The following is a 21,246-nucleotide window of genomic DNA, read 5'->3' on the forward strand; positions in this document are numbered from 1 at the left end:
AATCATATAGTAATTTCTTTGAATACAAAGATAAGGATTAAGCTAAGTCGGTCTGTTATTTTAGTCTTATTTTAAAAGAGTAAGGTAAAAACTAGCTGCTAAATATGCCTTGATCTGTAGTTGCTCTATAGGTAAGATAAATACCTATCGGGAAAATTATAAAGGTGCTCATCCAGGCACCTAACCAGGCTGGGAAAGCCCCTTCTGTAGCGGCTTTCTCTGCAAAAATGCCTATAAAATGATAGGTGAGAAAGAATAACGTTGCAACCACAAGAGGTAATCCCATTCCACCTTTTTTAATTATAGCACCTAGTGGAGCGCCTATGAAAAAAAGAATAATACATGCTACTCCTAGAACATATTTTTTGTGAATTTCTATTTCATGTTTAGCAAGTCTTGAAGCTTCACCTTTTAATTGTGCTTCTCGGTTTTTAACAGCAGCTCTCTGGCTACGCATTTTAGAAAGTGCTACGTCTAAGGCTCTACGCTGGTTATGTATGGATAGAGAAGCTAGAAAATCATCTGGATTTGATTTTATGGAATCTAATTCTACTCTATTATCTAAAGCTTTAGGAGCCCAAGCATTATGTTGATTATTGCGATAAATCTTATAGTTGTTAGATAGTGCTAATGAAAATGTATCTATACGGTTATACAGCTCATTGATTTTTAACATCCTATGGTTATCTGTAACAGATTCTTCGTCTACATCAACCTTATTCAACTGAGACACATCTATATTGAGAGTGTAAGTGTCAAAATAACTTTTAACAAAAGGTGAACTTTTTGCCTTTCTAGGTTGTAACAGGTACAAATCCTCGTAATAGTTTCCTTCTTCCAGCACTAATTGTATTACGTTAGATTTTAACGAGCTTTTTAATTCACCTCGTTTGCTCTTGATTACAGTATAATTCCCGTTTTTTCTAGGATTCTTTTTATGAATTATTACATCAGTTAGAAATTTACCATTTTCACCAGATTTGTCGGCTACCTTGATGTTAATATCGCCTAGTTGATTAAATGTTCCTTTACCTATAGCCATAGCAGGTTTCATTTTAGCGATGTTACCTCTTAAATTACGTTGTTTTAAATGACCCCATGGAATAACAGAATTTGCAAACAAAAATGATGTAATCCCTATGCCTAAAATTACAATCGTGAGCGATCTCATTGCTCGTTGCAGTGAAATTCCATTAGATTTCATCGCAGCAAACTCGTAGTTCTCTGCCATGTTACCAAAAACGAGAATCGCAGCTAGTAAAACACTTAATGGTAATGCTATAGGAACGGCAACCGGTGTAGAGTAGTATAAAAATTTAACTATGGTAATCACATCAAGATCTTTACCAGCAAGTTCTTTAATGTATAACCAGATCGCTTGTAGAATAAGAATAAACATTAATACAATAAAGACGCTTAAAAACGTCTTTATGTATTGGCTTAATATGTAACGATCTAATATTTTCACACTATATTTTTAAAACTAAGTAGGTCTTAATTGATACGTCCTTTAATTCATTTCTTCTACTGTCCAGTTTTTGTATTGCTTAGGATCGTACGAAAATGAATTTTTTGGAAGCGGTTCATTAGTTTTAAGAGACATCAGTTTAAAAGTGGCAACAGTTCCAGAGTTTTCAGTGATGATTGCTTTATTAATGTGCTTTGTATTTACATCTATTCCTAATAAAACATTTTTATATTCAGAGTCAGATTTAATAGGAGTTAGTTTTATAAACTGAATTTTTCTACCACCTTCATTTTGTAAAATATCCCATTTCTTCACGTAGCCTTTTTCATAAAAAGTTAATATGTTAGATGGTGTAATCATTTGATTACCGTCATTAGTAACAGTAGAAATAGTTACTTGCTGGTCTTCAGTATTAATAGCATATTGCTTTGTACCATCAAAAATATAGGTAGTACCCATAAAATTAACGTTGTATTTCTCACCAGCCATCTTTGCATCTCCTTGAACATCCATGTCCGTCCCAGTTTTGGAATTTTTGAAATTTCCTTTGTAGGTAAAGGAAACATTATCATAGGATTTGAATTTTTGAGCTACTTCATCAAGCAATTTATCTGCTTTAGCATCTTGTGCTGTTACCGCTTTCGCGAAAGCGAAAATCATAAAAACAGATAGGAAATAATTTTTCATGTTCATTTTTTATTTATTACTTTCTTCATTTAAAAACACTTCGAGAGAAGCTAGATCTGGAATTAAAACTTGCCGCGCTTTACTACCTTCAAAGCCGCCTACAATACCTGCAGCCTCCAGTTGATCGATAATACGGCCGGCACGATTGTAGCCTAACTTTAATTTACGTTGTAAAAGCGATGCACTTCCTTGCTGAGCTACAACAATAATTTCTGCTGCTTCTTTAAATTTTGCATCTCTCTCGTCTATGTTGTTATCAAGACTTGTGCCACCATCTTCACCTACATACTCTGGCAGTAAATGTGCGTCTGGATATGCCTTCTGACCACCTATAAAATCAGTAATTTTTTCAACTTCTGGAGTGTCCACAAATGCACACTGAATACGTATCAACTCATTTCCTGCGGTGTACAGCATGTCACCACGACCTATTAACTGGTCTGCGCCACCGCTGTCTAGAATGGTACGTGAGTCTACTTTTTGCATAACTCTAAAAGATATTCTCGCAGGGAAGTTAGCTTTAATCATACCTGTAATAACATTTACAGACGGTCTTTGAGTCGCGATAATTAAATGAATTCCTATCGCACGAGCCAGTTGGGCAAGTCTAGCGATAGGTGTTTCTACTTCTTTTCCAGCGGTCATGATCAAGTCTGCAAATTCATCTACTACCAGTACGATGTACGGTAAGAATTTATGACCATTTGCTGGGTTTAGTTTGCGTGCTTTAAACTTTGCGTTGTACTCTTTCAAGTTACGACACATCGCGTCTTTCAGGATATCGTAACGTTGATCCATTTCTATACAAAGACTGTTCAAGGTGTTGATTACCTTAGAATTGTCAGTAATTATGGCATCTTCACTATCCGGTAATTTGGCTAGGTAGTGACGTTCTATTTTATTAAATAAGGTTAGCTCTACCTTTTTAGGATCTACCAAAACAAACTTTACTTCTGCTGGATGCTTGGAATAAAGCAGCGAGGTAAGAATTGCATTCAATCCTACAGATTTACCTTGTCCAGTCGCACCAGCCATAAGTAGGTGAGGCATTTTGGCAAGATCTACGACAAAGGTTTCATTAGAGATATTTTTACCAAAAGCGATAGGAAGTTCCATCTCGGCATTTTGAAACTTAGGCGACGCAATAACTGATCGCATAGAAACGATGGAAGGATTTTGATTAGGCACCTCAATTCCTATAGTTCCTTTTCCTGGAATAGGAGCTATGATACGTATTCCTAACGCAGCGAGCGATAAGGCGATATCATCTTCTAGGTTTTTAATTTTTGAAATACGGATTCCTGCCTCAGGTACTATTTCATAAAGTGTTACCGTAGGTCCTATGGTAGCACTGATTTTTGCGATCCCTATTTTGTAGTTCTTGAGCGTTTCAACAATACGATCTTTGTTTGCTTGCAGCTCTTCTTCATTGATTGTGATGGTTTTACCTCTAGTGTAATCCTTTAATAAATCAATAGGTGGAAATTGAAAATTGCTCAGCTCTAAAGTAGGATCAAATTCGCCAAAATCCTCTACAAGCTTAGAGGCTTTATTGTCCACTTCTTCTTCCTCTTGAGTTGGCTCGATATCCATTCCTATATCGTCCTCATCTTTAGGCGCGACCGTTTTCTTTAAAACTGGCTCTGGAATAACTTCTTCTTCTGGAACGGTAACCTCCATATCATTTCCAGAAAGTTTAATAGGTTCTTTAGGCTCTTGTCCAACCGTTTCATCTTCTAGCGAGCTGCCTTCTACAGTAGCTTTCTCCCATTCACTCTCTTCGTCGGTAGAGGCAATTCCGTCAAATTCTTCTTTTACTTCTCCTGCTTTCTTAGAAAAATACGCACTGATAATTTCTGGAGTTAGCTTTAATCGCAATACGAGATAAACGATCGCAATGAAAATCATGACCAAAACAGCACCTATAAGACCTAAATAATCTTGCAGGAAATCATTCAATTCATAGCCCACTTTTCCGCCTAACAAGGCATTAGATCTATGAAAAAACCCTAGAGTGACAGAAAACCACAACATTAGTAGCAATCCCCAGAACCATAGGTTAGAAATCCGCTTTCGCGAAAGCGAGAACGCATCATCACCACTGGCAAATAAATAAATTCCCGAGATAAAAGTCATGATCGCAATAGAAAATGCGGGAATACCAAATCCTTTATAAATGAACACATGTCCTAACCAAGCACCGAGCTGGCTGATCCAGTTTTGAGTTACAAGGTTGCGATTGCCTAGTTCATCTATTATACTCTGATCTTGAGCTCCAGTAAATAAAAAGGAAGTAAAGGAGAACAACAATAATAGACTGAAAACCATAAGCGCACTACCTAGAATTACTTGCTGTAATCTATTGAGTTTAAAGCTAGGGATTTGCAAAGGTTTTTTAGTCTTTGCTGTAGATTTTTTGGTTGTAGATTTTTTACGCGCCATGAACTATAGTGAACGAGCAAAAATAAGAATATTGCATGGCATTTAAAGAAGTAGTTGTGAGTTATTAGTTAAAAGGAAATAAAGGTTGTGAACTAGTATGAAAAATTAGTCACAATTAAATTAGGATTATTCTTAGTTTCTTAGTTTCTTAGTTTCTTAGTACTCATATTAATTAATTAAAATATTTAATTATGAGAAAATTAGTTTTTACAGCACTGGCGGCTATTTTTATGTTGAGTAGTGGGTTCGTTGAATCTAATGAGCAGCTATTATTAGAAGAAACTTCAGTGGATTTATTTACTTTATGCGCCTGCCATTCAGTAAATTTTTACTATGATGAGAACAATGTTCTTAGAATGGAACAATTAATAACTTATACTCAAACTAGAGGCGCATGCGAGTTGTTTTCTAATTCTGGATCATTTGATAGCTTTGTTTGGGATGATTTTAATTGTAAACGTTCAGAATTAAATATAGCACCACGATAAACACAAAAAACAAACTAGATGCAGGGTAATCGAAATCTTATTTTCTTATTATTTTTTGTGTTTCAAATAATTAATGCTCAAAGTGAGGATAATTTATATGAAGTAGTTTATAATAAAAGCAATAAAACCTTATATGGTAATAGTCTTACAAGTGAACTAAGTGTTGTTTTGACTTTTAACGATTCTGTTTATAAATATCGCAATACAGTAAAAGATAGTATTGATAACTGGCAATATAAGATACCTGGCTTTAAGGAAAATGTTCTAGGCTCTTATACAATTGGTAACTTAAAAAAGAATAAGCAATTTCATGTTAGGAAGTCATGTCTTAATTCAGGTAAAGTAATTGTCGTAGACTCTATACCTAAAATTCAATGGACTATTCATAAGGATAAGAAACAAATTCTAAATTTAGAATGTATTAAAGCTACTGGCATATACCGTGGAAGACCAATAGTAGCTTATTTTACTGAAAGCATACCTATGGCTGTAGGGCCATATAAAATATTAGGTCTACCAGGTCTTATTTTAGAAATGAACTCAACGGATGGAGATTTTATCTACACCGCTGTATCACTTAAAAGTAATGTTAAATTATCAACAATTTTTTTTAAAATACCTACGGACTTATATAGGATGACATCTTATCGATCGGAGTTAGCTTGTATTGAAAAACGCAGTTCTAACAGATTAAAAATTGCAAGAGCGAGAATGTTGAATAAAGTTAAAGAATATAATAAGTCTTTTATAAATGAACAGATTAGCGAAGATGTCAAAGCTGTATCAAATGTAAATTCACTGGAATTAATCTATGAATGGGAAACCGAAGATGAAGAAAAAAAGTAAACTCAACTTTATTTACATTAACAAGAAAAAGACCTTAACAGGTCTTTTTCTATTTTTTACATGCCTTGTGCTCAACGCACAAATATCTGGTACTGCGGTAAATGAGTTAAAAGAACCAGTAGCCTTTGCAACGGTAATTCTTAAAACTGCTCAAGACAGCAGTATTACAGACACTCGATTTAAATTCACAGTAAAAATTAACAATTAAACTGTTAAAAAATAAAATAACTCATTGGAAATTAGGATCTTTCTTAGTTTCTTAGTTTCATAGTTTCTTTAACTCATATTAATCAATTAAAACATTTTATTATGAGAAAATTAGTTTTTGCGGCACTTGCTGGAGTATTTATGTTGAGTAGTGGGTTTTCTGTTGTGGATAACTCTATCGAATCGAAAAATCCGACCAATCTTTTAGAATTTGTAGACATTATGAATGTAGATCTTGACAATTCAGAAGTTTCGGTCGAATACATTAGAACTATTTGTCGTTATACATTTAAAAATAGTGAAGGTGAAGTTACTGCGGTTGTAGAATTTGATAAAAAGGAAGGTGTAAGTTGTTCAGATAGTGGTCAAATAGCTCAAGCCAGAAGAATTCGAAACTTGATGCGCTAATAACTGAGTAAAAGTTTTACCTAGTGAATTGTTTTTTTTACTAGGTAAATTTTTTCTTTTTTAAGAGATTATTTATTTACTAATTTTACAAAATAATAATACCAAATTTTGTTAGATGTATTATTTTAAACAGAAAAAAATATAAACATGGAATTTTTATTAAGTATAATTTATAATTCAATATTAAAATTAAATGATTGTATTTTTTGGGTTCGGAAGAGATAATTCTTTAAGGAGGGTTTTAATTCTAAGGCACTTAAGAATATACAAGTTATTATTATAGTTGTAAAAAAAATAATCATAAAATATTCAAAAATCTCATTATGTTTATGTGTAAACATCTATTTATTAAAGTTTTACTAATTATAATATTCAATTTTAACTATTTAATTGCTCAACAAGAAGTTATTAAACTAGATTATCTCTTGACAGTTAGTTATACTCCTGAAATACTTAATTATAGAAATACCACTTTAATAGTAAGTGATAAATTTAGTTATTATGATGTTGATTACTCTCCTAAGTCAAAAGGAAGTTTAAAAGAAAGTTATGATCAAATTCTAGATGGACAAGTTGATAAAAAGGAGTATTTTTCTGAAATTTTAATTGATCGCAATCAATTAATTTTAAAAGAGAATACATTCGACCGTCGTGGAACAAAAGAATTTCTATCTATTCAAGAAGAACTACCTAAAATGAGTTGGAAAATCGAATCGGAAATTAACATAATTTCTGGATATAGGTGTCATAAAGCAAAATTGAAATTTAGAGGAAGAAAATATACCGCATATTTTACCAACGAAATCCCTGTAACTATCGGTCCTTGGAAGTTTAATGGTCTTCCTGGTGTTATCGTTTCAATCTATGATGAAACTGGCATATATAAGTGGGAGCTCAAGAAAATAAAAGAGACTCAATCCATAAATGAAAAATTTAAGAGTTTTAATGGTAGAAGTGAGAAATTTAAAAAAGTTTCCTATAAAGAATTTGATAAAAATTTGATTGATGCTAAATTAAAAAAGTTACGCGTTGCTAAATCAAGAACTGATTCGCGCGGTTTTACTGTAAGGCATAGTTTTTCAACCGAACAATGGTTAGAACCTTCCAATGAGTTTAGATCCAAAACTAATTTTAGCATGTAAATGTGAATGTTTTTTATAGAATTTTTTTTCCAAAAAACAGAAATGTAAAGACCCTAACCGGTCTTTTTCTATTTTTTACTTGTAGTATTCTCAATGCTCAAATATCTGGTACTGCAGTAAATGAGTTACAAGAACCAGTAGCTTTTGCTACTGTGATTCTTAAAACAGTACAAGACAGCAGTATTGTTGCTTTTACTCAAACCGATAAATTGGGTTTTTATAAAATACAACCAGAAAATACAGGCGCTCATTTTCTTACCATTTCTTCTTTATCGTATAAATCGGCTCCTGTGACGGTAACCATTACAGACATTAAGGAAGAAATGACCATTAATGTCATCATGCAAGAGCAACAACTGGAGCTTAATGAGATCATTGTAAATGCAGACTTACCTATACGTGTTAAAAAAGATACGATAATTATAGATGCCAAAGCCTTTATGCAAGGCAATGAAGAAGTGGTAGAAGACCTACTTAAAAAAATACCGGGACTTACTGTAGAAATTGATGGTACTATTAAAATAGGCAATCAAGAAGTAGAAAAAGTCATGATAGAAGGCGATGACTTTTTTGAAAAAGGCTATAAAATCCTCACCAAAAACATGCCTGCAAAACAACTCAATAAAATTGAGGTATTGCAGCATTATTCTAATAATAAACTCCTTAAAGGAGTAGAAGAAAGCGATAAGGTTGCTTTAAACCTTACACTTGACGAAGACGCAAAACGCCAGTGGTTTGGTAATGTGGAGCTAGGTCAGGATCTAGAAGGCGATTCTTTTTATCAAGCACGTTTTAACTTGATGAGCTTTGGTAAAAAGAATAAATTTTATTTTTTAGGAAATGCAAACTCTACTGGGCAAGACGCCACAGGAGATGTGAGTAATTTAATCAATCCTTTTAGGTATGGAGAACCTGGTCGCGTGGGCGATGGCGAGCAAGTCAGCAATTTATTAAGTCTAGAAGCCGGATTGTATAATTTTAAAGCCAGCCGTTCTAATTTTAATAATGCAGAGTTACTTTCTCTAAACGCTATTTTTAACCCTAGCGACAAACTAAAAATCAAAACCATAGGCTTTTTTAATTGGGACGAGAAAGACTTCTTTAAAAACAGTACCAACAGTTTTTTTGCAAACGACACTGATTTTACTAATACAGAAGATTATGTATTGCGCAATAAGTACCAGACCAGTTTTGGTAAATTCCAACTGAATTATGACATCTCTAAAACTGCAAGCATAGAATCCATTACCTCATATAGCGATCGTTGTAACGATGCTGGTAGCAATTTACAGTTTAATGGCGTTTCTACTTTAGAATCACTCACCGCAGCAAACGAGCGGCTGGATCATATCATTACATATACTAATAGACTGGACGATTCTAAAGTGTTGCTTATTACTGGAAGATTTATTGATGAAAAAGCACCACAACGCTATGATGTAAATCAATATTTCTTTCAGGATTTATTCAATACCACACCAGAACCAGAATCGGTTTTTCAAGATCTAGAAAATGAGATGACCTATGCTGGATTTAATGCTCATTATTTAGATCGCAAAGAAAACGGTCACTTGCTAGAAATACAAATAGGTAATGAATATAGAGAAGATCGATTAGGGAATAGGTTACGCTTTCGCGAAAGCGGGAACACCACCGAGCCATCTTCAGGTTATGAAAACAATACCAGATACAGAGTCAACGATTTGTATTTAAAAGGGAAATACTTATACAAATGGAGCTATTTAAAACTTACAGGATCACTAGATGCACATCAATTATTTAATAGCCTAGAACAGTCAGGAGCGAATAATACTGAGCAACCGTTTTTTATCAATCCAAAATTTGATGCCAATTATAAAATCAATAAAAAAAACAGAATAGGATTAGGTGGTTCTCATAATACAACTAATGCTGGTATTCTAGACGTTTATGATCAATTTGTATTGACCAGTTTTAGATCTTTTTACAAAGGAGCAGGCAGTTTTAATCAGGTTGAAGCGAGCAATTTCAATTTCAATTACCAGCTAGGGAACTGGAGCGATCAGTTTTTTGCAAATTTTATAGCAAGCTACACGCAAGATCATGATTTTTTCTCTACCAATTCTATTTTGCAGCCCAATTTCTCACAAACAGAGAAAATATTAATAGAAGATAGAGAATCTATAACGCTTAATGCAAACATGGATTATTACATAGGTAAAATAAGCTCTAATTTTAAACTTAAAGGTGGTTATTCACAACGCAATTTTAAAAACATCATCAATAATTCTAATCTTAGAGAAGTAGAAAGTGTGAATTATAATTTAGGTCTAGAGATGCGATCTGCATTTGATGGAATATTTAATTATCATATAGGAACCACTTGGACTTGGAATGAAATTTCAGCTTCTGGAACTACAAATTCATTTGTTGACAACAACTCGTTTCTAGATTTAAATTTTGTTTTCAACGAGCAGTTTGATGTGCAAATTAAATCAGAACGCTATTTCTTCGGTAATATCAATGAAGGAGATAATACCTATTATTTCCTAGATCTCGACGCGCGATACAATATAAAAGACAGCCCGTTTTATTTTTCATTTATGGCAAGAAACCTCACCAATACCGAGCAATTTAGAATCAGTTCCATCAATGATGTGTCTTCATCTACAGTATCTTATCGTTTATTACCACGCTATTTGTTACTCAACTTAAAGTATAGGTTTTAGTAATTAGAAATAGATCAAGTATATGTGTAAGATGGGATTTTATGAATCTTAGCTTACTCAAAAAATGCCACAACATAAGGCGTATAAATAATAAACCCAACGACAGCCGCAGCAATTGCAGTAATCACGACAGCGCCAGCAGCGATGTCTTTTATGTGTCCTATTTTTTCATGAAAATCAGGATGAATAAAATCTGCAATGGCCTCTGCGGTGGTGTTCATTCCTTCTATTCCCATGACCAGACCTATGCAAAAGGTTTGAGCGATCCACTCTGTGGCAGTGATATTAAAGTAAAAGCCAGCAATAGTCATAAAAATAGCTATTGTGGCTTGTACTTGAATACTAGGTTCGGTTTTAAGAAGAATGATGGCGCCTTTTGTCGCATAACCCATGGCCTTAATCCTTCCTGTAATAAATTTAATAAATCCCAATTATAAAAGCGATTTAAGAGCTTCTAGATAGTTAGGCTCGTCTGCTATTTCTGGAACTTGCTCATTATAAATAACTTTTCCTTCTTCATTAAGAACAACCACTGCTCTAGAATGAAAACCAGCAAGAGGTCCTGAAGTCATCGTTAACCCATAATCTTTTCCAAAGGATCCATCAATTACATCACTTAGATTTTCTACGTTTTCTAATTCTTCATCGCTAGCAAATCTCTTTTGTGCAAATGGAGTATCTCTTGAAATACACAGCACTGCGGTATTTTCAAGTTCTGTCGCACGTTTATTGAAGTTTTTTACAGATGTTGCACATACGTCTGTATCTATACTAGGAAAGATGTTCAAAATAACACGTTTTCCTTTATAGTCATTTATAGAAGCTTCGGAAAGATCTGCTTTTTTAAGTTTAAAGTCTGGTGCTTGTGTTCCTACTTCAGGTAGCTGCCCACTCGTAGAAATTTCATTTCCACCTATTGTAATCGTCGCCATGCGTTTATTTTTTAATTGGGTATAAATTTACAATTAACCTTGCATTGCGTTTCTAATGTCTTGTTAATTATTTAGGAATCTCCACCCAAGATAAAATAGCATCTATATCTCCATTGCTTAATTGTGGAAAAGCGTTCATATTAGACTGATTATACTCATTATATATAGCGACTGCCTGAGCATCGCCAGATTGAATCAATTTTGAGCTGTTTTTAATCCACTTGTAGAGCCATTCTTGATCACGACGTTCTGTAACTCCATATAAAGCTGGTCCTACTGCTTTTTTGTATCTTTTATGACAGGAAGCACAATTAGTTTGAAAAAGCGATTTTCCTTGTGTCTGTTGTTCCGTTAGTACTACAGCAGGCTTTACTTCAACAGGCTGTGACGGTGGTTGAATAGCATATTTTTGTTGTTCTTGGGCCACAAAAAATGCCGCTCCAAATATGACGAGAATCATGGTTAGAATTAAACCAGATATTATGGCAAGACCTTTAGATAGATCGTTAAACATAGTTTTTATTTAATTAGTACGCTTTCGCGAAAGCGAACTTACATATAATTCTTTCATAAAATACGTTCTACAATCAGTACAACTTCATAGATAAATCAAATAACATGTATTATTTTTGTAGAAAATATCTATCATGACGATAACTCAGTTAAAATATGTGCTTGCCGTTGCTCAATATCAGAATTTTACTAAGGCAGCAGATAAGGTTTTTGTAACGCAGCCTACATTAAGTATGCAAATTCAAAAGCTAGAAGATGAACTGGATGTGCAGATTTTTGATAGAAGTAAAAAACCTATCGAACTGACTGATACTGGTAAGAAAATCGTGAATCAGGCGCGTAATATTGTTAATGAGAGCGATCGTATTCAGGATATCGTGGATCAAGAAAAAGGCTTTATAGGTGGTGAGTTTAAAATAGGAGTAATTCCTACGGTAATGCCTACTTTATTGCCTATGTTTCTAGCAAATTTTGTCAATAAATATCCAAAGGTAAAACTACGCATAGAAGAATTAACCACTGAAAATATAATTGATGGTTTACAAGATGGTAGTATAGATGCTGCTATTGCGGCTACTCCTTTAAAACATGATTTGATCAAAGAGCGCGCGTTGTATTATGAGCCTTTTGTAGCATATGATCCTAAACTATCAGGTAAACCAAATGCTAAAATAAAAGTAGATGATATAAATGTAGACGATTTACTACTTCTAGAAGATGGACACTGTTTTAAGGATAGTATTTTAAATTTATGTCGCAATACGCGTGATACTGATGGAGAACGTTTTATGTTAGAAAGCGGAAGTTTTGAAACCTTAATAAAACTAGCCGATGAAGGGTTAGGTATGACTCTATTGCCTTATTTAAACACTATGGACCTTTCAGATCATAAGAAAGATAATTTAAGGTTTTTTGAAGATCCATCACCTGCTAGAGAAATAAGTTTGATTTATCATAAGAGCGAGCTTAAAATGCAAATCATTGATGCTTTGCATGCGGTGATTACTGGTGTAATAAAAGGAGCTATTGCCTTTCAAAACGTACAAATTATTAGTCCAGTAGCAGGAAGATAGTACTGTTTAGTTTTAGCTAATTTATTATTGAATATCAAAGAGGAAACTGAGATTTCTTATAAGCAACAATAAAAAAAGCTGAAAATCTAATGAGCATTAGATTTTCAGCTTTTTATTTTTTTAATAAGGTCAACCTTTTAAAAGTGGAATACAAGTTTTCAACTCTGGATTTTGAAGTATCAATTGTTTGATCCAAATCTCGAGTTCTTGAATTTCAAAAGGTAATAACCTTGTCACTGCTTTTTGTAATTCTTTACTAAATAGTGCCGAATTAAAACTTACTTTTTCAAGTATTGTTTTTGTGTACTCAAACATAGCCCTAGCCATAATTTCAAGATTTAAGTTAAGTAATTTTTTATCAATAAATTAGAGGGATTATTATTATACAGGCTAAATATAGTTTTTAAATACCATATTTACAATAGTTTAAGTGTGAAAAAATGTCGGTTTAATTTCTTAGAAAATTGTAAAACAGCTATTGCAAACTGATATTCAGTTAGTTATTATGCTTTGCATAATGTTTAAAACTTTCTTATGGAATCCATAAAATAGTTTAAACGTTTTTATCACGATCCAACTGTTTTATTACGTAACAAGATAAACGCTTAGGATAGAAAGAAGTGCAAACAAAGAAGTAGATAGCGCTACTTTTTTTTGTTCAGGATCGAGTAGGGTTATTGAAGTTATTGAATACTGATTTTAGTAATCTGATTTCATAAGGGCAGAATTAATTCTGCCCTTATGAAATCAAAAGGAAACCTAACATGCATCGATTGATTTGATTGATGATTCATTTCTTGATAAAGGAGAAAATTAAAAACAATAATTGGGCTTAACTAGAAATAAATCAATTGTCTTAAAACGAGCTAACTATCCAAACACTTAAACAACATAAAACCGCAAACAAAAAAGTAGATAGCGCCACTTTTTTCAATTCAGGATCAAGTAGGGCAGGTGATTGGGTTCTTTTTACTTTAAATAAGTGAATGAATAATGGTATAAAGGCTAGGAGTGGTAAGAAAGTGAAATAATTATTAGCGTAAAAAATTTCTTCATCGTTATAAACTGATACTTCCATAGCAGAAACAAATAGTGCTAAAACCGAAATTATGGCACAAACAAAAGCAATAATAATAAATCCATAATGCAACAACTTAGCCTTAACAAGTCCCATTTTTACTACAATAGTATTTTTACCAGCTTTCTTATCACTCTCCACATCTCTCATATTATTTAAATTGAGAACTGCAACGCTCAAAAGACCTATAGTAATGGATGGAAATATCATTTCCCAGTCTAGAGTCTTAGTGATTAAATAATAGATTCCCATAACACTTACAGGACCAAAAAATATAAAAACAAATACATCGCCTAGACCTCGATAACCATAAGCATTATCGCCTACCGTATATTTTATCGCTGCCCAAATAGCGGCAATACCTAAAACTAAAAAGAATAAAGAAACTAATAACCTTTCAATTCCAAGACTTACATATATAAGTAGTATAGCACTAATTAAAGTAAGAGTAGCAGTAATGATCATTCCGCGTTTCATTTCTTGCGGACTAATAATACCACTTTGAATCGCTCTCATGGGACCGATTCTATCATCATTATCGGTTCCTTTAACACCATCGCCGTAATCGTTTGCAAAATTGGAAAGGATTTGGAAACCTAGTGTTGTAATTAAAGCTAGTATTGGAATAAGATAATTAAATTCGAAACCAATGGATTGTAAATAGTCGACCACGCCGGTTTCTTCAATAGAAAGGTTTTTTAAATATAGAAGAGTGGATCTCCAATTAATAACTTTTGAAAATGCAAACGCACTTCCCACCAAAATCCCACTAATACTCAATGGTAACGTCCTTAATCGTGCAGCACTGATCCAGGCTTTTAATTTACTTGCTTCAGCCATTATTTAGACATGATATTAACGAGAGCTTCTTTTAAAAGATCGTGATGATTTGCTTGATGCGTTCCTACACCTTTTGATTTGACATCCATATCTCTAATGATTTTTATCGCACGACTGCAATATTTCATAGGGTAGTTTTTTGCCGCAGTAATTATTTCTTGAACAAAAAACGGATTCACTCCAGCGGCACGAGCGACAGCTTGTGAATCATTCTTGTTCTTAATCGTATGTACTTTCAATAACTGTGTGAAAAAAGAATACAATTGAGCCGTCGTTAGCACTAGTGGATTATCCTTAGGATTATCTGCAAAATAGTTGATGATTTTATGAACTTTTACCACATCGCGCATTCCCATAGCTTTACGCAGCTCAAAATTGTTGTAGTCTTTTGAGATTCCTATATTGTCCTCGATTACTTGTGGTGTGATAGGTCGGTCTTTAGAATGGACTATTGCCAGTTTTGAAAGCTCGTTGTTGATTTTTCCTAAGTCTGTTCCTAAATATTCTACTAACATTCTAGTCGCATTAGGATCGATTTGAAATCCCATTTCCTTCAATCTACCAGTTACAAAAGCAGGAACCTTATTTTCATAAAGTGGCTTGCTCTCCATGTAAACGGCGTGTTTTTTAAGCAATTTGGTAATCTTGCTGCGTCCGTCAGGAGTTTTGTATTTGTAGGCAAAAACTAGAATCGTCGTAGTTTGTGGGTTTTCTACGTAGCTTTCTAATTTGGCCAGTTGCTTTACAAGATGCTGTGCCTCTTTAACAATAATTACCTGATGCTCGGCCATCATGGGATAGCGTTTTGCATTTTCAAGAACCTCTTCCATGGTGGTCTCCTTTCCATAGATCACCATTTGATTGAAGCCTTTCTCACCTTCGTCCAGTACATTGTCTTCTATATAATCACTAACTTGATCTATAAAATAGGGCTCGGCACCGCACAAAAAGTACACAGGCGCATATCGCTTTTGCTTTAAATCGGCTATAATCTTTGTTGCATCACTCATCGAGAGCTGTTGAGGTTTTTGTAATATTGCGCTATGAAGCCATTGCGACTACCAGCTGGAAATTTCAGAGTCAAAAGTACTGAAAAAGGACGTGCTATCTTTGACCCAATCAGGAAAAAGTTTGTACACTTGACACCAGAAGAATGGGTGCGGCAACATGTTGTTTTGTTCTTGCTTTCGCGAAAGCGGATACCGCAAAATCTCATTAACATAGAAAAGCAATTGATCATCGCAGGAACTACAAAACGATACGACATTATCTCCTATAACACAGATGGTTCTATACATCTAGTCATAGAATGCAAGGCGCCAGAAATTAAGATCGATCAATCTGTTTTTGATCAAATAGCTCGCTACAATCTAGCTTTAAATGCGCAATACTTAATGGTGACTAATGGAATGGATCATTATTTTTGTACTATGGATTACGACAAGCAGACTTATAATTTTATTCCAGACTTACCAGAATACGTTTTATGAAAATAGGAATCGTAATATTAAACTGGAACGGACTCGAGTTACTTAAAACTTATTTACCTAGTGTCGTAGAACACAGTAAAAATCATGTCATTTATCTAGCAGACAATGCATCGACTGATGATTCTATAAAATGGACACAAAAAACCTTTCCAGAGGTTAAGATCATAGCGATGAATGAGAATCGCGGTTATGCTGGCGGTTATAATGTGGCTTTAAAGAAAGTTGAAGAAGAAGTAGTTTGCTTACTCAATAGCGATGTTACAGTTACGTCTGGCTGGTGCGATGCGATTGCTACAAGATTCGAGAAAGATACACAACTTGCCGCATGTCAACCTAAAATATTAGACGATAAGAAAAGAGATCATTTTGAGTATGCTGGTGCTGCAGGAGGATTTTTAGATCGATATGCATATCCTTATTGTAGAGGTCGCATTTTTAATACTATCGAGAAAGATGAAGGTCAATATGACAATGTTGTAGATCTTCATTGGGCTAGTGGTGCTTGTCTATTTTTAAGAATAAGTTGTTATAATGAAGTAGGAGCCATGGACGAAGATTATTTTGCGCATCAAGAGGAAATCGATCTATGCTGGAGATTACGACATGCTGGATACATCATAAGTTACGAGCCGTCATCTACGGTTTACCATTTAGGTGGCGGAACTTTGAATAGCTTGAACCCTAGGAAGACCTTCTATAATTTTAGAAATAGTTTGTATAACATTGTTAAGAACGATCATTCTAGTAAATGGCTATGGATTTTATTTGTGAGGATGATTCTCGATGGAATTGCTGCAATAAAATTTCTTTATGCATTACAATGGAATCATTTTGTAGCCGTTTTAAAAGCTCATTTTAATTTTTATCTCAATTTGAGAAAAGTTTGGAAAAAACGTCAAAAGGTAAAATCATTTACGAACTATAAAATAGCTAGAAACAATGATTTAAGCATTGTATTTCAATATTTCATTAAGGGAAATAAGACTTATAATAATAACGTTGATTAACCTAAAACCTTGTTAATAGGCATGACATAGTGCTGTTTATTTTTAAATTTGTCTTACTATTTAACAAACAAAAGAAAAAAACTAAAATGAAGAAAATATTTTTAATGTTGCTTGCTGGTGGACTTCTAGTGTCATGTGCATCAAAGAAAGATCTTGAGGCAGCAATTGCAAAACAAAAAGAAACGAAAGAACTTCTTGATACCGCAACAGTAAAATTAAATGCATGCTATGCAGATGAGCAAGCAGCTAGAGCACGTATTGAAAGCATGCGTGAACAAATAGAAACTCTTAAGAATTCAAATAATGCGCTGCTAAGTAACCAAGGCGAACTAGTGACTTTATCGACTACTGGTAGTCGTAACCTAGAGCGTTCTTTAGAAAGCATTAGAGAAAAAGACTTGCAGATCAAGTCGCTTAATGATGCGATCACTAAAAAAGATAGTGTAACTCTTGCTCTTGTAACTAGTTTGAAAAGCTCCTTAGGAAACCTTCAAGACGAAGACATTAGTGTTAATGTGGAAAAAGGTGTGGTATTTATTTCAATTTCTGATAAATTACTTTTTTCTAGTGGTAGTGATAAAGTAAATGAAAGCGCTAAGTTAGTTTTAGGTAAAGTTGCTAAAGTAGTTAATGATAAGCCAGAAATTGATATTATGGTAGAAGGTCATACTGATGATCAGCCTATTTCTTCAGCAAAATTTGCTGACAACTGGGCGCTTAGTACAGCTCGTGCAACTGCTGTAACCAGAGTTTTACAAAAAGACTTTCAGGTTTCTCCGGAGCGTATGACAGCAGCAGGAAGATCTTATTACATGCCAGTGGCAAGCAATGATACTGCTGAAGGTCGTTCTAAAAATAGACGCACCAGAATTGTAGTGCTTCCTAAACTAGATCAATTCTTTGATATGGTTGAGAAAGGAATGGAGCAGGCAAAAGCTAATGCAAAAAAAGAAACAGAAAACAAAAACTAAGGTTGTACATTTTCTTAATACAAAAGGGTTGTTTGTAAAAACAGCCCTTTTTTGTTTTTAAAAAGTTAGTCATGAGATTTGAAGTATTTTTGGCATTATGAAACGTATCATTTTTATAACCATTGCATTCTTTTTTCAATCGCTCAATGCACAAAAAGTAGATAGTGCTCAAGGCTATTTAAAATTTATTGATTCAACACATGAACAAGTAGTAGGACAGACTTGGAATTATATGGAAACCTATACCGCTCGTAAGAATGATAGAGCTATTAAAGGACAACGCAAGCGACTAGAAAACGTACTAAAGAGCGCTATAAGAAAAGTAGAAAAAATAGAAGCTTATGACGAGCAGCTTAAAATGGCAGTTATAAAATACCTCAATGGTAACTTAAGCATTGTAAAAAATGAATTTCTTCAACTTATTCAATTAGAAGACCAGAAGCCGCTTAGTGTCAATGAAATTGAATTGTTACAGCATATAAGAAAATCAATATTACAATTGAGAACTGATTATGATCTGGCTATCTTGAATTATAGTAATAAATATGATTTCAAAATCTTAAAAAATAACTCTACTCTTGCTAGGCAAATGAGTCATACTATTGAATTATATGACTACTTCCACACTATTCAAATTCAATTTTTAAAACTTCAAAGAGCTGATAGAATCTTATGGACAGATATAAATGAAAAAAGTATCGTGTCATTGAAAAAAGATGCTGCCATTGTAATGACAAATCTTCAAGAGCTAGAAACAATTACTAATTTAAACAGTTTTAATGAGGATGCTACTTTGATAGACATTTTAAACGATATGAGTAATTATTTGAAGACCGCAGTCAGTGAAAAGTTACCAGCCATTTACGTTATCAAAGAAGATCAATTAACAGGTAATCGAGATCAAATTACACGCAAAACAGAACGCTACAATCAAGCTCTAAAATGGTCTAATAAAAATAGAAAACACATATACGAGCTTTGGAATAGCAGCTACCCTAAATTCTTACAAAAGCACATTCATTCCTATTAAGAATTTTTAACAACGATTATATTAAAATTAGCTACATGCTAGCGATTTATTCTTAACTTATAGATAATTACTAATTAAAACAAATCTATAGTTATGAAAATCATACAATTACTCTTCGTTAGCATCGTACTTTTCTTCTCTGTTAATTTAGCGAGTGCTCAAACCTATTCATCAGTTAAAGCGACTCCAGAGCAAGAAGCAAAAGCAAATAAAATTGTTTTACAATTTGATGATGAACTCTCTTTAACAGAAAAGCAAGAGCTATTATTTCAAACTAAACAAGCCGAGTTTATAGCTGTCAATGAAAGTATTCTGAACTCGCAAAGAACTAGAAAAGAAATCAATGGTATGTTGCTGGCTTTATATCAAGAGCAAGCAAATGAAATGAAAGAAATACTTACACAGCCACAATATGATGTGTATAAAAAAGTAAGAAATAAAATTGATCCGTTAATAGTTATTCTAAAATAGTAAAATTTGATAAAATCTGTACAAAAGCCATTTTTAAAGTGGCTTTTTTTATTTCTAGTTGCGAGCCTTGAGACAAGATTTTATATTTACACATTATAAATCAAAAATTAAGAAATGGGTAGAGCATTTGAATTTCGCAAGGCGCGTAAGATGAAAAGATGGAGCGCAATGTCTAAAGCTTTTACAAGAATAGGTAAGGATATTGTAATTGCTGTTAAAGAAGGTGGACCAGATCCCGATTCAAATGCGAGATTGAGAGCCGTTATTCAAAATGCAAAGGCAGTTAATATGCCTAAGGCAAATGTAGAGCGAGCAATTAAAAAGGCAACAGATAAGGACACCGCAAATTTTGAAACAGTATTGTTTGAAGGCTATGCACCTCATGGTATCGCTGTTCTAGTAGAAACTTCTACTGATAATAACAACCGTACTGTTGCAAACGTGAGAAGTCACTTTAATAAATGTGATGGAAACCTAGGTGTTTCTGGGTCTGTGGAATTTATGTTTGATCATAAATGCCATTTTAGAATAGCTGCAAACGACCTAGATATAGAAGAATTAGAATTAGAACTTATAGATTATGGAGCTGAGGAGTTATTCCTAGATGAAAAAGACGAAGAAGACGACAACTCTGTAGATGGAATCATGATCTATGCAGAGTTTCAAAATTATGGAGCTCTTCAAAAAGCGTTAGAAGAAATGGATTTAGAAATCTTAAGTTCTGATTTTGAATACATTCCTACAGTGCAAAAAGAGCTGACTCCAGAACAAAGAGAAGATGTAGATAAACTTCTAGAAAAACTAGAAGAAGATGATGATGTAAATAACGTGTACACCACTCTTAAAGACGAAGAATAACAATTCCATAAATTGAAATTAATCGCAAAGTATAGTTGAGGCTCTCGCTTTCGCGAAAGCGAGATAATGTTCATTCAACCTATATTTTTAACCTTTACCGATTAAAATAATATTGTAAACACAATTCTCTAAATACCAATTAATATTCTTAACTTTAAAATTATTAATTAAAAACGAGATAAAACAATGGTTAAAGCAAAATATCAAAGCGTTCTAGACTTAGGAGAGCAATTAAATATTCAAGACGGTGACGTACAAGTTAACGGTGATAAATTAGAAATAAGAGGTACTGCAGCAACGCCGCATCACAAAAATCTACTTTGGGATGAAATTAAAAAAGTAGGTGGCGAGAACCCATCTGATTTAATGGCAGATATTAAAGTAGCTGACGATTCTATTTATGCAAAGCACACTGTAGAAAGTGGAGAATCTTTGAGTCTTATTGCTAAGCATTATTATGGCGACCCAATGAAATATAAGCAAATTTTTGAGGCAAATACAGATCAACTTAAAAACCCAGATCTTATTCATCCTGGACAGGAATTAACAATTCCTAACTTGTAATAGGTAAATATACTTACGTATTC

The 21,246-nt window shown here is 33.6% G+C and carries 23 protein-coding genes; 14 read left to right on the forward strand and 9 right to left on the reverse strand.

The genetic code is table 11. The features are described 5' to 3' along the window. Window positions 1-91: 91 nt before the first annotated feature. Genes A9Q93_RS01810 through A9Q93_RS01820 form a run of 3 tightly spaced genes read right to left on the reverse strand, consistent with a single transcriptional unit; the run spans window position 92 to window position 4,597 of the window. Window positions 92-1,468, reverse strand: coding sequence for an LptF/LptG family permease (locus A9Q93_RS01810; RefSeq protein ID WP_303685673.1), 1,377 nt, complete (start codon window positions 1,466-1,468; stop codon window positions 92-94). A 42-nt stretch (window positions 1,469-1,510) separates the two neighbouring features. Further along, window positions 1,511-2,155, reverse strand: coding sequence for an outer membrane lipoprotein carrier protein LolA (locus A9Q93_RS01815; protein WP_303685674.1), 645 nt, complete (start codon window positions 2,153-2,155; stop codon window positions 1,511-1,513). A 9-nt stretch (window positions 2,156-2,164) separates the two neighbouring features. Then, window positions 2,165-4,597 carry a DNA translocase FtsK gene (locus A9Q93_RS01820; protein WP_303685675.1) on the reverse strand — a complete coding sequence of 811 codons (2,433 nt, stop codon included), beginning with the start codon at window positions 4,595-4,597 and terminating at the stop codon, window positions 2,165-2,167. 191 nt (window positions 4,598-4,788) lie between these two features. On the opposite strand from A9Q93_RS01820, the gene A9Q93_RS01825 reads away from it, so the two are divergent. From A9Q93_RS01825 to A9Q93_RS01850, 6 genes are all read left to right on the forward strand, one after another. Then, window positions 4,789-5,085, forward strand: coding sequence for a hypothetical protein (locus A9Q93_RS01825; protein ID WP_303685676.1), 297 nt, complete (start codon window positions 4,789-4,791; stop codon window positions 5,083-5,085). A gap of 18 nt (window positions 5,086-5,103) precedes the next feature. Further along, complete coding sequence (locus A9Q93_RS01830; RefSeq protein ID WP_303685677.1) at window positions 5,104-5,931, forward strand: GLPGLI family protein; 828 nt, start codon at window positions 5,104-5,106, stop codon at window positions 5,929-5,931. After that, the gene (locus A9Q93_RS01835; RefSeq protein WP_303685678.1) at window positions 5,915-6,139 is read left to right on the forward strand and encodes a hypothetical protein; all 225 of its coding nucleotides are present in this window, start codon (window positions 5,915-5,917) and stop codon (window positions 6,137-6,139) included. Before A9Q93_RS01830 ends, A9Q93_RS01835 begins: the two co-directional genes overlap by 17 nt. 101 nt (window positions 6,140-6,240) lie before the next feature. After that, on the forward strand, window positions 6,241-6,546 hold the full coding sequence (locus A9Q93_RS01840) for a hypothetical protein (RefSeq protein ID WP_303685679.1): 306 nt from the start codon (window positions 6,241-6,243) through the stop codon (window positions 6,544-6,546). 329 nt (window positions 6,547-6,875) lie between these two features. Beyond that, a complete protein-coding gene (locus A9Q93_RS01845) occupies window positions 6,876-7,688 on the forward strand; it encodes a GLPGLI family protein (protein WP_303685680.1) in 813 nt (270 codons plus the stop codon). A gap of 2 nt (window positions 7,689-7,690) precedes the next feature. After that, window positions 7,691-10,396, forward strand: a complete 2,706-nt coding sequence (locus tag A9Q93_RS01850) for a carboxypeptidase-like regulatory domain-containing protein (RefSeq protein ID WP_303685681.1) — start codon at window positions 7,691-7,693, stop codon at window positions 10,394-10,396. 53 nt (window positions 10,397-10,449) lie between these two features. Here A9Q93_RS01850 and A9Q93_RS01855 read toward each other — a convergent pair whose 3' ends face one another. From A9Q93_RS01855 to A9Q93_RS14395, 3 genes are all read right to left on the reverse strand, one after another. Next, entirely contained in the window at window positions 10,450-10,827 is a 378-nt protein-coding gene (locus tag A9Q93_RS01855; protein WP_303685682.1) for a diacylglycerol kinase, read from the reverse strand. After that, window positions 10,828-11,328 carry a thiol peroxidase gene (tpx, locus tag A9Q93_RS01860; protein ID WP_303685683.1) on the reverse strand — a complete coding sequence of 167 codons (501 nt, stop codon included), beginning with the start codon at window positions 11,326-11,328 and terminating at the stop codon, window positions 10,828-10,830. Window positions 11,329-11,395: 67 nt separating this feature from the next. Continuing rightward, window positions 11,396-11,842 (reverse strand): cytochrome c, encoded by a 447-nt coding sequence (locus A9Q93_RS14395; protein ID WP_369674682.1) that lies wholly within the window; start codon window positions 11,840-11,842, stop codon window positions 11,396-11,398. Window positions 11,843-11,975: 133 nt separating this feature from the next. Between A9Q93_RS14395 and A9Q93_RS01870 the strand changes: the two genes are divergently transcribed. Continuing rightward, on the forward strand, window positions 11,976-12,914 hold the full coding sequence (locus tag A9Q93_RS01870; protein WP_303685684.1) for a hydrogen peroxide-inducible genes activator: 939 nt from the start codon (window positions 11,976-11,978) through the stop codon (window positions 12,912-12,914). A 129-nt stretch (window positions 12,915-13,043) separates the two neighbouring features. On the opposite strand, the gene A9Q93_RS01875 is transcribed toward A9Q93_RS01870, so the two are convergent. From A9Q93_RS01875 to holA, 3 genes are all read right to left on the reverse strand, one after another. Further along, on the reverse strand, window positions 13,044-13,241 hold the full coding sequence (locus A9Q93_RS01875; protein ID WP_303685685.1) for a hypothetical protein: 198 nt from the start codon (window positions 13,239-13,241) through the stop codon (window positions 13,044-13,046). A gap of 529 nt (window positions 13,242-13,770) precedes the next feature. Continuing rightward, window positions 13,771-14,832, reverse strand: a complete 1,062-nt coding sequence (gene menA / locus A9Q93_RS01880) for a 1,4-dihydroxy-2-naphthoate octaprenyltransferase (RefSeq protein ID WP_303685686.1) — start codon at window positions 14,830-14,832, stop codon at window positions 13,771-13,773. Then, window positions 14,832-15,842 carry a DNA polymerase III subunit delta gene (gene holA / locus A9Q93_RS01885; protein WP_303685687.1) on the reverse strand — a complete coding sequence of 337 codons (1,011 nt, stop codon included), beginning with the start codon at window positions 15,840-15,842 and terminating at the stop codon, window positions 14,832-14,834. The genes menA and holA overlap by 1 nt, the downstream gene beginning before the upstream one ends. A 33-nt stretch (window positions 15,843-15,875) precedes the next feature. Here holA and A9Q93_RS01890 point away from each other — a divergent pair, with 33 nt between their 5' ends. From A9Q93_RS01890 to A9Q93_RS01920, 7 genes are all read left to right on the forward strand, one after another. Then, entirely contained in the window at window positions 15,876-16,322 is a 447-nt protein-coding gene (locus A9Q93_RS01890; protein ID WP_303685688.1) for a type I restriction enzyme HsdR N-terminal domain-containing protein, read from the forward strand. After that, window positions 16,319-17,329 carry a glycosyltransferase family 2 protein gene (locus tag A9Q93_RS01895; protein WP_303685689.1) on the forward strand — a complete coding sequence of 337 codons (1,011 nt, stop codon included), beginning with the start codon at window positions 16,319-16,321 and terminating at the stop codon, window positions 17,327-17,329. Before A9Q93_RS01890 ends, A9Q93_RS01895 begins: the two co-directional genes overlap by 4 nt. Window positions 17,330-17,415: 86 nt before the next feature. After that, entirely contained in the window at window positions 17,416-18,300 is an 885-nt protein-coding gene (locus A9Q93_RS01900; RefSeq protein ID WP_303685690.1) for an OmpA family protein, read from the forward strand. Between the two features lie 97 nt (window positions 18,301-18,397). After that, window positions 18,398-19,330 carry a hypothetical protein gene (locus A9Q93_RS01905; RefSeq protein ID WP_303685691.1) on the forward strand — a complete coding sequence of 311 codons (933 nt, stop codon included), beginning with the start codon at window positions 18,398-18,400 and terminating at the stop codon, window positions 19,328-19,330. Between the two features lie 93 nt (window positions 19,331-19,423). After that, window positions 19,424-19,801: a hypothetical protein gene (locus tag A9Q93_RS01910; RefSeq protein ID WP_303685692.1), complete on the forward strand. Its 378-nt coding sequence runs from the start codon at window positions 19,424-19,426 to the stop codon at window positions 19,799-19,801. Window positions 19,802-19,915: 114 nt separating this feature from the next. Beyond that, on the forward strand, window positions 19,916-20,659 hold the full coding sequence (locus A9Q93_RS01915; RefSeq protein WP_303685693.1) for a YebC/PmpR family DNA-binding transcriptional regulator: 744 nt from the start codon (window positions 19,916-19,918) through the stop codon (window positions 20,657-20,659). A gap of 186 nt (window positions 20,660-20,845) precedes the next feature. After that, window positions 20,846-21,223, forward strand: a complete 378-nt coding sequence (locus A9Q93_RS01920; RefSeq protein WP_303685694.1) for a LysM peptidoglycan-binding domain-containing protein — start codon at window positions 20,846-20,848, stop codon at window positions 21,221-21,223. The last annotated feature ends 23 nt before the right edge of the window (window positions 21,224-21,246 follow it).

The sequence above is a fragment of the Nonlabens dokdonensis genome (assembly GCF_002162835.1).
Lineage (GTDB): Bacteria > Bacteroidota > Bacteroidia > Flavobacteriales > Flavobacteriaceae > Nonlabens > Nonlabens dokdonensis_B.